At 68.7% G+C, this 13,860-nt stretch carries 8 protein-coding genes; all 8 read right to left on the bottom strand.

The features are described from left to right. Positions 1-94: 94 nt before the first annotated feature. Positions 95-619, bottom strand: coding sequence for an S-ribosylhomocysteine lyase (luxS, locus tag FIU88_RS00750; protein WP_016854070.1), 525 nt, complete (start codon positions 617-619; stop codon positions 95-97). 314 nt (positions 620-933) lie between these two features. Continuing rightward, entirely contained in the window at positions 934-1,809 is an 876-nt protein-coding gene (locus FIU88_RS00745) for a DMT family transporter (protein ID WP_016854072.1), read from the bottom strand. A 125-nt stretch (positions 1,810-1,934) separates the two neighbouring features. Next, entirely contained in the window at positions 1,935-3,344 is a 1,410-nt protein-coding gene (locus FIU88_RS00740; RefSeq protein WP_152477823.1) for a D-alanyl-D-alanine carboxypeptidase, read from the bottom strand. Positions 3,345-3,382: 38 nt separating this feature from the next. Beyond that, the gene (locus tag FIU88_RS00735; protein ID WP_152477822.1) at positions 3,383-6,370 is read right to left on the bottom strand and encodes an HD domain-containing phosphohydrolase; all 2,988 of its coding nucleotides are present in this window, start codon (positions 6,368-6,370) and stop codon (positions 3,383-3,385) included. 298 nt (positions 6,371-6,668) lie between these two features. Continuing rightward, on the bottom strand, positions 6,669-9,416 hold the full coding sequence (gene acnA / locus FIU88_RS00730) for an aconitate hydratase AcnA (protein ID WP_016853435.1): 2,748 nt from the start codon (positions 9,414-9,416) through the stop codon (positions 6,669-6,671). A 76-nt stretch (positions 9,417-9,492) separates the two neighbouring features. Further along, positions 9,493-11,442, bottom strand: a complete 1,950-nt coding sequence (locus FIU88_RS00725; RefSeq protein WP_152477821.1) for a tripartite tricarboxylate transporter permease — start codon at positions 11,440-11,442, stop codon at positions 9,493-9,495. A 78-nt stretch (positions 11,443-11,520) separates the two neighbouring features. Then, positions 11,521-12,639, bottom strand: coding sequence for a tripartite tricarboxylate transporter substrate binding protein (locus tag FIU88_RS00720; RefSeq protein WP_152477820.1), 1,119 nt, complete (start codon positions 12,637-12,639; stop codon positions 11,521-11,523). 58 nt (positions 12,640-12,697) lie between these two features. Further along, a complete protein-coding gene (locus tag FIU88_RS00715) occupies positions 12,698-13,831 on the bottom strand; it encodes a 4-oxalomesaconate tautomerase (RefSeq protein WP_216647290.1) in 1,134 nt (377 codons plus the stop codon). Positions 13,832-13,860 lie beyond the last annotated feature (29 nt).

The raw sequence follows: 13,860 nt of genomic DNA, 5'->3' as shown, positions 1-13,860 counted from the left end.
GGAGGCGTCTGATGCTGTCGCCGAGCGTGGCGCGGAAGGTGGGGGGATCATTGCTGCCGCCGCGCCCCCTTGAGCGCGGCGGACGGCGAGGCACTCAGCCCAGGTCGTTGCCGAGCGTCTTGAGCTTCTCGGGGCTGAGGGCCAGGTCGTCGTTCCGGTTGACCCCGATGCCCTGGTCGATGATGCCCCGGGCGATCTCCTGCGCCTCCTCCAGGGAGTGCATCAGGTAGGTACCACACTGATGCTCGTTGAGCTCGGGAATCTCCTCCATGCGCTCGACGTTCAGCACATCGTGCATGGCGGCCTGCCAAGCCTCGGCAACGCTCTGCTCGCTCGGGCTGCCCAGCAGGCTCATGTAGAAACCGGTGCGACAGCCCATGGGCGAGATATCGATGATCTCGACGCCGTCGCCGTTCAGGTGCTGGCGCATGAAGCCGGCAAACAGGTGCTCCAGGGTGTGAACCCCCTTCTCGCTCATCAGGTCCTCGTTGGGCTTGTTGAAGCGCAGGTCGAAGACGGTGATGGTATCGCCCGAGGGGGAGCGCATGGTCTTGGCGACGCGCACCGCGGGGGCGCTCATGATGGTGTGGTCCACGGTAAAGCTGTCGAGTAGGGGCATGTCGGCTCCTGCAGGTCATGGGGAAGGACGCGGCCGCCTGGGCCGTGCTCGATGCGGGCATGGTAGCTCGTTGCGTCGGCGGTTCGCCAACCCCAGCGGCTGGAAAAACGCCGGGCGGGGACTAGCATGAGATCATGACGTGAAGGCTTGGCATGACACCATGGCGGCCCTGAGCACCGTGACGCCTGGCCTCGACGAGATGATACCCCCAAGGAGGTCATCATGAGCTGCGAGATCCACCGCGATCATCCCCACCAGCATGGCCCGGATTGCGGCCCCGCGCCATCCGGTGCGGGGCCGCTTGCGTCGGCGCCTCAGTGGGTGGGTCGACGGTTCAGGCTGACGCGCCGTTCCTGATAGGCGATGGCCAGGCCGCTGACGATGATCAGGCTGCCGCCGGCGAACACCCAGGGGTCCGGCATCTCGCCCCAGAAGCCCCAGCCCAGCAGGGTCGCCCACAGCAGCGCCGTGTAGTCGAAGGGCGCGGCGATGGCCGCCGGGGCGTAGCGGAAGGCCTGGGTCAGGCCCACCATGGCGCCGACGCCGAGCACGCCGGCGCCCAGGAAGCCCAGCCAGTGGATCGGCGCCGGCGTCTGCCAGACCCAGGGCAGGGTCAGGGAGGCGGCCAGGCAGGGCACCAGGGTGGTATAGAAGACCATGGCCCAGAGGTGCTCCCCCTCGCCGTAGCGGCGTGCCGTGATCATGGTCAGGGCATAGAACAGCGCCGCGGCGACCACCACCAGCATGGCGGGCTGGAAACCGGCGGCGCCGGGCCGCACCACCACCAGCACGCCGGCGAAGCCGAGCAGCGTGGCCAGCCAGGTCGGACGGTCGACCCGCTCGCCGAGCAGCGGCACCGAGAGCAGCGTCACGAACAGCGGCGCGGCGAAGGCGATCGCCGTGGCGGTGGCCAGCGGCAGCAGCACCAGGCCCCACATGAAGGTGATCATGGTGGCGGTGAAGATCAGGCCGCGCAGCAGGTGCACGCCCGGACGCCGCGTGCCGAGGGTGCGCAGGCCGCCGCTGACGCGCGCGATCAGCACGATCAGCGGCAGCGACACCAGGGTGCGGAAGAAGATGATCTGCAGCGGCGAATGCACCGCACCCAGCCACTTGGTGACGGCATCGCCCAGCGCCAGGCACAGCACGCCGCCGCACATGAACAGGATGCCTTTCAGCGAGGATGTCATGCGCGGCCTCCCTGCGCAGAGTGAAGAAAAAATCACCCCGTCGGCGGGACCGACGGGGTGATGTCTCTACGCTAGGCGATTCGCGCGACCGAGGCAACGCCGGGCGGCGTGTCGGCGGGAACGCCTCAGAGCGAGGCCTGCACCACCATGCAGTCCATGCCCTGCGACTGCAGGCGCTGGCAGGCGCTGCGGGCCTGGCTTTCGCCCAGGTCGACCAGACGCGCCCGGTAGACGCCGGCGCTCTCCGCCCAGGGCACATCGACCCGCGCCTCGTCCAGCTCGGCGGCCAGCTGGTCGGCGGCGCGGTCGGCCAGGCGACGGGCGTGATCGGCGTCGCTGAAGGCACCGACCTGCACGCCCCAGCGGCCGCCGGCCCGCTCGTCGCGGTCGATCAGTGCGGTCAGCGGATCCGCCTCGGCCGAGCCGCCGATGGGCGCGTCGGCGCTCGGTGCCGAGGCCACGATCGTCTCGTCCGGCGAGGGCGCGGCGGCGTCCTGCACCACCGGCCCCGGCGCGGCGGCGCTGGCCGGCTCGCTGGCCGCCGGCGTCGGGGCCGGTTCGGGCGCTTGGGCGGCGGCCGACGTCGCGGCCGGCGCGGCAGTGTCGCGGCTCGCCAGCATCTGCCCGGCCGGCGGCAGGGTGCGGCCCGGCAGCGGCATCAGCCGCTCGTCGGCGATCTCGGTGCGGGCCAGCCAGCCGTGGCCGTCGGCCAGGGCGGCGCGGGCGAAGCCGCGATTCAGCAGGTCGGCCATGTGCTCATCGCGGGAGGCCGCGGTGAAGCCGCCCATCACCACCGAGAGCATGCGCCGGCCGTCGTGCACCGCCGAGGTGGCGACGTTGAAGCCGGAGGCGCGGATGAAACCGGTCTTGAGGCCGTCGGCGCCCGGGTAGTTGGCCAGCAGGCGGTTGTGGCCGCGGTAGGTGTTGCCGCGCCAGGTGAAGTCCTGCAGCGAGAAGTAGTGATAGTACTGCGGGAAGTCGAGCATCAGCCGACGCGCCAGCACGGCCATGTCGCGGGCGGTGGTGACCTGGGCGTCGTCCGGCAGGCCGGAGGCGTTGCGGAAGGTGGTACGGCCCATGCCGAGCTCGCGGGCGCGCTCGGTCATCATCCGCGCGAAGTGACGCTCGCTGCCGCCCAGCGCCTCGGCGATGACCACCGCCACGTCATTGGCCGAGCGCACCACCAGCGATTCGATGGCGGTCTCCACCGGGATGCTGTCGCCCGGCTTGAGGTAGAGCTTGGTGGCCGGCATGGCCGCGGCCGCCTGCGAGACCGGCAGCGGCTGCCCCAGGCTCATGCTGCGCCCCTCGATGGCCTCGAACAGCAGGTAGAGGGTCATCATCTTGGTCAGCGAGGCCGGGAAACGCGGCGCATCGGCGTTCTCGGCGTAGAGGATCTCGTGGGTATCGGCGTCGATGACGATCCCCGCGTAGCGAGGGTTCTCGGCCTGGGCGAGCGGTGCCAGCAGCAGGCTGACCATGACGAGGACGGCAAGCAGACTCGCTCGCCAGCCGGAAATCTGAGTCGGCAGCATCGGTGTTCCCCTGAAAAATGACGCGCTTTATAAGTGCATTATGACCTAGGGGCCTGCCCTGTACAGGACGAAACGCGGCCCGCAGCGCCATTTCCACTTTTCGTTGTCGGACATCCAGCCTCGTGCTTGAGCGCTTCGATGTCCACCTCGTCGATCTGCGCCGCGGCCAGGAAGCGTGCGGCATAGTCGCGCCACACGCCGCTTTCGAGCAGCAGGGCAAAGACATCGGGGTCCAGATGGCCGTCGCGGGCCATGCCGGCCAGGATCGACAGCGAGCGCGACAGCGTCAGGCCCGGCTTGTAGGGCCGGTCGGCGGCGGTCAGCGCCTCGAAGACATCGGCCACCGCCATGATGCGCTCCTCCAGGCTGGCCTCGGCCAGCACCAGCCGGCGCGGATAGCCCTGGCCGTCCATGCGTTCGTGATGGTTGCCGGCGATGGTCGGCACCCGCCGCAGGTGCGCCGGCCAGGGCAGCGACTCGAGCATCATGACGGTCTGGACGATGTGCTCCTGGATGCGGAAGCGCTCGATGTCGTTGAGCGTGCCGCGCGCCACCCGCAGGTTGTAGAGCTCGCCCTGGTCGCCGGCCACCTCCGGCGGCTGCATGGCGAAGCCCCAGCGGTTGCGCGGGTCGTCCTCGGCCACCGGCGGCGGCGCGACGGCCCAGTCGAGGCGATGCCGGGGGCGGTCGGCCAGCAGCCGCTCCTCGGCGGGGAGCGGGGCTTCGGGCTCGCGGGCCAATCGTGCGGCCTCCTCCTCGGACACGCCGAGCCGGTCGTCGAAGTGGCGCCACCAGCGCCAGTCGGCGATCGCCTCGAGCCGCGCCAGGCCGTCCGCATCGACCGCCTGGCCGCCGCGGTTGAGCTCGGCCACCCGCCCAAAGGCCTCCTGCAGTTCGGCCTGCCGGCGCCGGCGCGCCGCGGCCAGCGTGGGCTCGTCGCCGCCCTCGGCCAGCCCGCGCCAGTAGGCGACGTCGGCGTCGCGCCACAGCACCTCGAAGCGGGTGCGGATCTCGTGGATGCGGTTGTAGCGGGTCTCCAGCTTGGTGGCCTTCTCCATGACCTCGTCGGGCGTGGTCAGCTTGCCGCAGTCGTGCAGCCAGGCCGCCAGGTGGAAGGCGGTGCGGCGCTCGTCGTCCAGCGTCTCGTCGGCGAAGGGGCCGGTGGTCATGCGATGGGCGCCCTCCAGCAGCATCTCGGCCAGCTGCGGCACCCGCGAGCAGTGGCCGCCGGTATGCGCCGACTTGGCGTCGGTGGCGCCGGCGATCAGCTCGACGATGGCATCCAGCAGGCGCTTCTCGCCCTCCAGCAGTCGACGGGTCTCGATCGCCACCGCCGCCGCGCCGGAGAGCTCCTCGACGAAGCGCCGCCAGGAGCGATCGCCGCCCTGCCCCGACTCGCGCAGCGCCAGCACCAGCAGCCCCATGCGATGGCCGCTGCGATTGCACAGCGGCTGCACCAGATAGCCGCTGGCCGCGGCCCGGCGCTCCAGCGCCGCCATGCCGCCCTCCTCGGGGGCCTTCAGGGTCAGGCACGCCGGCAGCGGATCGTCGGGATCGCCCTGGCCCCGCTCGGCCTCGCAGACGAAGCGGGTGGCGTCGTTTTCGTCCTCGAGATAGATGGCGCCGTGACGACTGTCGGTGATGTTCAGCAGGTCCTCGAGCACGGTGGCGAGCAGCGTGTCCAGCCGCGGCTCGCGGCTCAGCGTGCGGGTCATGCGCTGGAAGCCCGCGATGCCCTCGGCCATGCCCGTCAGGGCGCCGCTCAGCTGCTGCACCTCGCGCACCGGCGAGCGCACCCCGCGGCAGGCCGAGAAGTCGAAGTCGCCCAGCGCCCGGACCTGCTCGGCCAGGGCGTTCAGCGGGCGGCTGAGCCGATGCCCGACCCACACGCCCAGCGGCAGCAGCGCCAGGGCCAGCAGCACGGCCACCAGCGAACGCTGCCACAGCAGCTCGCGGGTGCCGGCGAGCAGCTCGCGCTCCGGCACCACCATCAGCAGCGTGGCCGGCTCCACGCCGGGGATGCGGAACGGCAGGCGCATGCCGAACCAGTCCTCGCCGTCGACCCGGAAGCTGGCGGAGGCGCCGAAGGCGTCGTCGCCGGAGGCCGCCTCTCCCGGGGCCGCGGCGCCCAGCGAGGCACCCTCGTCCCGGGTCAGGTGGCCGAGCCGCCGCAGCACCGGATCGTCGAGCTCGTCCAGCGTCGCCAGCCGCGGCGATCCGCCAGGCGCGGCGAGCAGCGTCTCCACGTCGGGATGCGCCAGCAGCCGGCCGTCGCGGGACACCACCGCCAGCCGGGTGCCGGGCGTGATGCCCAGCGCGTCCATTTCGCTGCCGAGATCGGCCAGCGAGGCATCCAGCCCCACCACCGACCGACCGTCGCGGCTGCGCCGGGCCAGGGTGATGCCGATCTCGCGGGTGGTGAACAAGGCATAGGGCTCGGTCAGCCAGGGGCCGCTGGCCGCCATCGCCCGCCGGTACCAGGGACGCTCCCGAGGGTCGAAGGCGTCGCCCGGCTGGAGCCGCCGGCCGAGCAGGTTCAGGTCGCGATCGTAGAGCCGCCATTCGGCCTGGACGTTGCCGCCGGCATCGCGATCGACCGCCTGCACCAGATACACCGCCTCGTCGGCCTCGGGCACCTCGGGCAGCCGCTCGTCCGGCACCCGCCCGGCCGGGCGCAGCAGCAGGAAGTCGCCGTCTTCGTAGCCCACGTAGACGGCGCTGGCCGCCGAGTGCACCTCCAGCGAGGCGGCCAGCAGCGGCAGATGGCGCAGGCGATCGACGAGCCGCTGGCGCGACGCCAGATCGTCCTGGGCCAGCAGCGCCACCACCACCCGGGCCGGGTCGATCAGCCGCCGCGCCCGCTCCTCGGTGGTCACGGCCAGCTGACGGCCGGTGTCCTCCACGGCGCGGACCATCATCTTGTCGGCACCGCGGACGCCGTGCCACAGCAGCACCCCGGCCACGATCAGCATCAGGCCGACGATCGACACGGCGGTCAGCGCGCGAAGGGAGAAGGAACGGCGCATGGGCGGCCTCGGCAGCGGCGAGTCGGGGGCCGACGAGGTGCCGGCACTGCCTTCAAGATACGCCAAGTCCGCCGAGGATGGCGGCACCTTGCGGGAACGCCTTTCAACGTGGGGAGCCGTGCGCCCGGCTCGGGTCGCCCTCTCGGAGTCTCCGCTCAGCTACCCCAGAGGCGCGAAACGCCGAGCCAGACCAGCCGCAGCGAGAGCAGCGTCAGCACCAGCCGGAAGAGATCGTCGAAGCCCCGCCGGTACCCCCCGGCGGGGCCTGTCACTCCCAAAGTGCCTGGGGATACCCCAATCAGGCTGCGCCGATCATCTTGCGCAGCACGTAGTGCAGGATGCCGCCATGGCGGTAGTACTCCAGCTCGTTGGCGGTGTCGATGCGGCACAGCGCCTCGAGGGTCTGCTCGCCCTTGTCGCTCTCGATGGTCACCTCGACCCTGCCGCCCGGGGCGAGATCGTCGAGGCCCTTGATGGAGACGCGCTCGTCGCCGGTCAGGCCCAGGGTCTCGCGGGTCTCGCCCTCGGGGAACTGCAGCGGCACCACGCCCATGCCGATCAGGTTGGAGCGGTGGATACGCTCGTAGGACTCCGCCAGCACGGCGCGCACGCCGAGCAGCCGGGTGCCCTTGGCGGCCCAGTCGCGGGAGGAGCCGGTGCCGTATTCCTTGCCGGCGATCACCACCAGGGGCGTGCCTTCCTGCTGGTACTGCATGGCCGCGTCATAGATGGCCATCTGCTGGCCGGAGGGCACGTGGCGGGTCTCGCCGCCGACCACGCCGTCGAGCATCTCGTTCTTGATGCGCACGTTGGCGAAGGTGCCGCGCATCATGATCTCGTGGTTGCCGCGCCGCGAGCCGTAGGAGTTGAAGTCCACCGGCTTGACGCCGCGCTCCTGCAGGTAGCGGCCCGCCGGGCTGTCGGGCTTGATGGCGCCGGCCGGCGAGATGTGGTCGGTGGTCACCGAGTCGCCGAGCATGGCCAGCACGTGGGCGCGGTGGACGTCCTCGGTGGGGGCGGGGTCGCGGCCCATGCCGTCGAAGAACGGCGGGTGCTGGATGTAGGTGGAGGCCTCGTCCCACTGGTACACCTCGCTCTCGGGGACGTCGATGGCCTTCCACACCTCGTCGCCCTCGAACACCTCGGCGTACTCCTTGCGGTACATCTCGGTGCGGACCTTCTCCACCGCCTCGGCGATCTCGGCCTGGGAGGGCCAGATGTCCTGCAGGTAGACCGGCTTGCCGTCGCGGTCGATGCCCAGCGGGTCGCGGGCCAGGTCCTTGCGCACGTTGCCGGCCAGGGCATAGGCCACCACCAGGGGCGGCGAGGCCAGCCAGTTGGTCTTCACCTGGGGATGGACGCGGCCCTCGAAGTTGCGGTTGCCGGACAGCACCGAGGCCACGGTCAGGTCGCCGTCGGTGATGGCCTGCTCGATCGGGCCGGGCAGCGGGCCGGAGTTGCCGATGCAGGTGGTGCAGCCGTAGCCGACCAGGTTGAAGCCCAGGGCGTCGAGGTCGTCCTGCACGCCGCCGGCGGCCAGGTAGTCGGTGACCACCTTGGAGCCGGGGGCCAGCGAGGTCTTGACCCAGGGCTTGGTGTCGAGGCCGCGCTCCCGGGCGTTACGCGCCAGCAGGCCGGCGGCCATCATCACGCTGGGGTTGGAGGTGTTGGTGCAGGAGGTGATGGCGGCGATCACCACCGCGCCGGGGTCGAGGCGGAAGGCCTCGCCCTCGAGGTCGACCTGCTGGCTGTCGTGGTGCTCGTAGCTCTCCTCGACGCCGACCGCGGTCTGGCCGCCCTCGGACATCAGCTTGCCCTTCTCGGAGGGCGCCTCGAGCGGCTTGCCGTCGTCTTCCATCACCTTGGCGAAGGCCGTCGGCATGTCGGCCAGGTTGACGCGGTCCTGGGGCCGCTTGGGGCCGGCCAGGCTGGCCTCGACGTCGCCCATGTCGAGCTCGAGGGTATCGCTGAAGACCGGCTCGGCGCCGGGTTCGCGCCACAGGCCCTGGGCCTTGCAGTAGGCCTCGACCAGGGCGATCTGCTCCTCGTCGCGGCCGGTCAGGCGCATGTAGGTGAGGGTCTCGTCGTCGACCGGGAAGAAGCCGCAGGTGGCGCCGTATTCCGGGGCCATGTTGGCGATGGTGGCGCGGTCGGCCAGCGGCAGGTCCTTGAGGCCGTCGCCGTAGAACTCGACGAACTTGCCGACCACGCCGCGGCTGCGCAGCATCTGGGTCACCGTCAGCACCAGGTCGGTGGCGGTGATGCCCTCGCGCAGCTTGCCGGTGAGCTTGAAGCCCACCACCTCGGGGATCAGCATCGACACCGGCTGGCCGAGCATGGCCGCCTCGGCCTCGATGCCGCCGACGCCCCAGCCGAGCACGCCCAGGCCGTTGATCATGGTGGTGTGGGAGTCGGTGCCGACCAGGGTGTCGGGATAGGCGAAGGTCTTGCCGTCCTCCTCCTTGGTCCACACCGTCTTGCCCAGGTACTCGAGGTTGACCTGGTGGCAGATGCCGGTGCCCGGCGGCACCACGCGGAAGTTGTCGAAGGCCTGCTGGCCCCAGCGCAGGAACTCGTAGCGTTCGCGGTTGCGCTCCATCTCGATGGCGACGTTGTCCTTGAAGGCGCTGGGATCGCCGAAGTGGTCGACCATCACCGAGTGGTCGATCACCAGGTCCACCGGCGACAGCGGGTTGATGCGCGAGGGCTGCTCGCCGAGGGTCTCGACCGCGGCGCGCATCGAGGCCAGGTCGACCACGCCGGGCACGCCGGTGAAGTCCTGCATCAGCACCCGGGCCGGGCGGTAGCCGATCTCGCGATCGGACGAGGCGGTCTTCTGCCAGTCGACCAGCGCCTGCATGTCCTCGCGCTCGACGCCTTCCTGATCGGCGAAGCGCAGCTGGTTCTCGAGCAGGATCTTCAGCGTCATCGGCAAGCGCTCGATGTCGCCCAGCGTCTCGGCGGCCTTGGGCAGGCTATGGTAGTGGAAGGTGGTGCCGGCGGCGTCGAGGGTCTGCAGCGTCTCCGGTAGGGACGAAGTGCTCATGGGGGCTCCTTTCGTGGCGCGGGCCGGCAACGCGGATGGTCGCCGGCCCACGGTAAACGTGTCAGACAGGACGTGGTCAACCGAACAGCCAGGGGTCGATCAGCCCACTCGGATAGGTCAGCGTCAGGAATTCGGCCATGCCCACCAGGAAGGCCGTGACCCCGAGCGACATGGAAACCGCCACCCAAGGCTTGAGACGCGCAATGGCCAGCAGGAAAACGAGGCTGAACAACGTCGCCGCAGTGATGAAGCCGAATAGCAGTATGGCACCTACCAGGGCAAAGAAGCCCACCAGCCAGAGGCCATGCAGGCCGATGACTTGATGCTGCCACTGGGGGCGGCGCACCAGGCAGCGGGCGATCTCCATCAAGCAGGAAACGCCGAGAATCGCGATGGCCAGCCGCGGCATGATGCCGCCGATCAAGCTCAGGTCGGCCATCTCGATCCATGCCACGATAGCCGTACCCAGCAGGGCGACGAAGAGCACCACGTCGATGCTACCCAGGGTGGGAGGTTCGGGGCGGACCGTGGCGGCGGCGCCGACCGTGGAGGCCTGGCGACGCTTGCGCCATGCACCGGTCAGCATGGGAATGAACATGGCGGCCAGGATCAACGCACCGATGATCAATACGCCGGGGCGCATGAAGGCGTCCATGCCCTGGAACTGCACCGCCTGGTAGAAATAGCCCTCCGCTCCCGGGGCCAGCACGAAACCGATCAGGAAGGCCGGGCGCGACCAGTTTGCCTGCTTGAACAGGACCCCCAGGACGCCGACCGCCCCCAGGGCGAGCAGGTCACCCGCGGAGCGCGTGGCCTGAAAGGCGGCGAACATGATCAGCACCGTGATCAAGGGGGCCAGCGTGGCGAAGGGTACCCGGGTCAGGCTAGCCACCGGACGAGCCAGCACCAGGCAGAGCGCGGCCCCCAGGATGTTGGCCAGGGCCAGCGACCAGATGATGGTGTAGGTCAGGTCGAGGTGGGTCTCGATCATGCCGACGCCGGGCTGCAGCCCGAGCAACAACAGCCCGCCCAGGAACACCGCGGCCGTGCCCGAGCCCGGCACGCCGAACAACAGGGTCGGGACCATGGCGCCACAGGCGCAGGCATTGTTGGCGGATTCGGGGGCGATGACACCACGGATATCCCCCTTGCCGAATTCGGACTTGTCCTTGGCGCTTTGCACGGCATGGCCATAGGTCAGCCAGTCGACCACCGAGCCGGCCAGGCCTGGAATGGTGCCGATCAGGCTACCGATAGCGGCACAGCGCGCCACGAGACCACGCTGTTCACGGACATCGCGGATGCCATTGCGCCAACCTTCGCCAAGATTGCATGGCTCTTCGGCGATGGCCCCCCGCTTGACCAGAAGGTCAACGATCTCGGGGAGAGCGAAGATCCCGAGCCCCACCACCACCAGCGGCAGGCCATCGTAGAGATAGTCGAGCCCGAAATTCATGCGAAATTCACCGGTGGCCGGTGCCATGCCGATGGCGCCCACCAGCAGGCCCAGGCCGCAGGCGGCCAGCCCCTTGAAGAGGTCACGTCCGGAGAGAACGGCCACCATCGACAGGCCGAGCAGGGTCAGCATGAAGAGCTCGGAGGATGAGAACGACAGCACCAGCGGACGGGCGATCAGGATAAACCCCGTCAACACGACGGCACCGATAATGCCCCCGATCATCGAGGACAGGAAGGCGCTGGACAGCGCGCGTGCGGCCTGGCCGCGCTTGGCCAGCGAGAAACCATCGATGACGGTCGCCTGGGAAGCGCTGGAGCCGGGGATACCCAGCAGCACGGAGGCGAAGGTATCACCGGTGGGGATCACGGCGACCAGGCCCATCAGCATGCCAAGGGCTACCGTCGGTTCCATGCCATAGAGGAAGGGCAACAGCAGCGACATGCCGGCGATGCCCCCGAGACCGGGGATGATGCCGACGACGAGGCCGACCAGCACGCCCAGCATCATGAAGAGCAGATGGGACAGGGTGAAGAGCTGCCCCAGGCTGGAGAGAAGGATATCGAGCATGGCGTATGGCTCTTGTATTGTGTGATCGAGAGGAGCCAGGGTTGCCGGCCCTCATGGGCCGGCAGAATCCACTGCGGGTCAGATCTTGGCGCCGTGCTCCGACTGCAGCCAGTCGGCCAGCCAGTCGCGCGTTGCGTCATCGATGGACATGGCATCTTCAAGGTGGCGCTGGACGGTCTCGCCGATGACCGGCGTATAGGGGCCAAGCTGCGCCGCGGCATCTTCCTTGAACGCGTCGGTGCCCACGAAGTCACGGGCCGCCTGGCGATAGGTCTCGATCAGGGCCTGGGGGGTGTCCTTCGGCACCATGATCAGCTTCTGCAGGGCATAGCCGGAGGCAAAGAACTTGCGGAACGCCTGGTACTCATTGCCCGTCGGTGCCTCGCCATGCCGAGCCTGGTAGACCTCATTGAAGGTGGGTAGATCAGGGAACGCCGGGTCGCGGACGATCTCGCCTTCATCGTTCAGCGCCCCAAGCGAGAACAGCGGCACCGCTTTGCCGGCCTCCACCAGCGGCGTGACGTTGCTCAGATAGGCGGAGGTGGTCTGGAAGTCGATGTCGGCTTCACCACGCTCGAATGCCAGGCGTCCTTCCCCCCGGCTGCGCATGCCGAACACGGCCTGAACGTCGGCGCCCAGCATATCCAGGGCGATCAGTACCGGCAGCTCGACGCCGGTGGGGTTCTGCGCCGCCAGCTTGACCGGCTGTGCCAGCAGAGCGTCCAGCGCCGTCTCGGCCGTCTCGCCGAGATCGGGCTGGGCGTAGACCACCCCACCCGTCGGTGTGGCCAGGATGGGCGTCCAATCGCTGTAGTCGTAGCGGACGCGAGGATCCTCCAGCATGGCCGGATATTGCGTCGAGGCCGAGGTTCCTAACCAGTGGCTACCATCCGACTTCGCACGCACGGCGAACAGGTTGGCACCATTGATGGAGCCACCACCGGGCACGTTATCGATCATGATGGTCGGCTCTCCCGGCAGTGACTCGCTGAGCCAGGGGGAGAAAAAGCGTGCCCAGACATCCGTACCGCCGCCGACGCCAAAGGGAATGGTCCACTTGATGTTACCGGGCACTTCAGGGTCTTGAGCCTGGGCGGAGGTCGTGAGGCCCAGGCCGGTGATAGCAAGCCCGAGCAACGCGGCTTTCTTGAGCCGCTTGAACGAGAGAGAAGCCGTCGCAGTCTTTTGGATATTCATGGCATTACTCCTGGCGTGTTGTCGTTGTCATGGCGGTTGATGGTGGAGATCCCATCATTCAGCTGGCTTTTGACGTCAGCATATCCGGGCCGGGGGCGGAAGGAAGCGAGTAGAAGATGGTCCCGCTCATGATCTTCCTGGCGGTGCGAATGAGGGAGACACGAGCAATGTCGACAGGGTTTCCGCAACGGTGCTCGACATCCAGGTCGATGAACCCGGAGGGATGTTCCAGCTTTACCTGCGGCAGCTGACCATCGGCCTCCAGTCTTCCCGCCTCCACCGCGATTCGGTTGGCCACGGTGCCCGGGACACTGACCGCGGTGGCCACGGCGATGGCTCCCGTCACGGCAATGGCCTTGTGGCAGCGGTGAGGCACGAAGTAGCGGGTGCACAGCGTACTGGTGTCATCGGCCGGTGCCGACACCAACACGGGCTTGGGCAGGACACTCTGGCTGACATCCCCCAGGCCCATTCGATGCCCGGCCTCGCGACGAATCCGCTCCAGCCGCTCCAGCATGGCGCGATGATCATCCAGTTCCGCGGGTGATTCCTGGCCGCTGAGGCCGAGGTCGGCCGCATCGATCATGATGATGGGAGTGGCGGCATCGAGACAGGTCACTTCGATGCCCTCGATCGTGTCGCTGGCTTGCCCGGTCGGCAACAGCGCACCGGTCTTGGTCCCGACGATATCGAGGAAGCTGAGCTGGATGCCGGCGGCCTCCCCCGGGACGCCGCTGATACGCGTATCGCCCTCATAGGTTACCTGACGACCCGGCGTCGGCACGTGGCACTCGATCAGGCGCTGGGTGTTGAGATTGCGTACGCGGACGATAGTGGTTCCTTCCTGGACCTCCACCAGTCCCGTCTCGATGGCATACGGCCCCACCGCGGACAGCATGTTGCCACAGTTCGGATTGAAATCGACGCGACGGCTGAGCACATCGACTTGGGCAAACAGGTAGTCGACGTCCGCCGCGAGATCGGAGGAACGTTCCACGATGGCGACCTTGCTGGTCAGCGGATCCCCTCCTCCGATGCCATCGATCTGGAGAGCATGACCCGATCCCATAAGGTTGAGAAGGATCTCGGCTTGCTCTTCCTGGCTGTCGGGAAGGTCTCTCATACGCAGGAAAGGGCCTCGAGAAGTACCACCACGCATGATCATGCAGGGAATGCTGTTCATCGTCGTCATGCCATATCGCGTCTGGAAGTTGTGATATG

The sequence above is a fragment of the Halomonas sp. THAF12 genome, from assembly GCF_009363675.1.
Taxonomy (GTDB): Bacteria; Pseudomonadota; Gammaproteobacteria; order Pseudomonadales; family Halomonadaceae; genus Halomonas; species Halomonas smyrnensis.
Note: the sequence above shows the minus strand (reverse complement) of the source record. Positions and strands in the feature narration are given on the sequence as shown.

What these genes read in the sequence shown, in the direction of transcription:
- luxS (WP_016854070.1), bottom strand. Translation starts at nt 619, where the DNA reads ATGCCCCTACTCGACAGCTTTACCGTGGACCACACCATCATGAGCGCC.
- FIU88_RS00745 (WP_016854072.1), bottom strand. Translation starts at nt 1,809, where the DNA reads ATGACATCCTCGCTGAAAGGCATCCTGTTCATGTGCGGCGGCGTGCTG.
- FIU88_RS00740 (WP_152477823.1), bottom strand. Translation starts at nt 3,344, where the DNA reads ATGCTGCCGACTCAGATTTCCGGCTGGCGAGCGAGTCTGCTTGCCGTC.
- FIU88_RS00735 (WP_152477822.1), bottom strand. Translation starts at nt 6,370, where the DNA reads ATGCGCCGTTCCTTCTCCCTTCGCGCGCTGACCGCCGTGTCGATCGTC.
- acnA (WP_016853435.1), bottom strand. Translation starts at nt 9,416, where the DNA reads ATGAGCACTTCGTCCCTACCGGAGACGCTGCAGACCCTCGACGCCGCC.
- FIU88_RS00725 (WP_152477821.1), bottom strand. Translation starts at nt 11,442, where the DNA reads ATGCTCGATATCCTTCTCTCCAGCCTGGGGCAGCTCTTCACCCTGTCC.
- FIU88_RS00720 (WP_152477820.1), bottom strand. Translation starts at nt 12,639, where the DNA reads ATGAATATCCAAAAGACTGCGACGGCTTCTCTCTCGTTCAAGCGGCTC.
- FIU88_RS00715 (WP_216647290.1), bottom strand. Translation starts at nt 13,831, where the DNA reads ATGACGACGATGAACAGCATTCCCTGCATGATCATGCGTGGTGGTACT.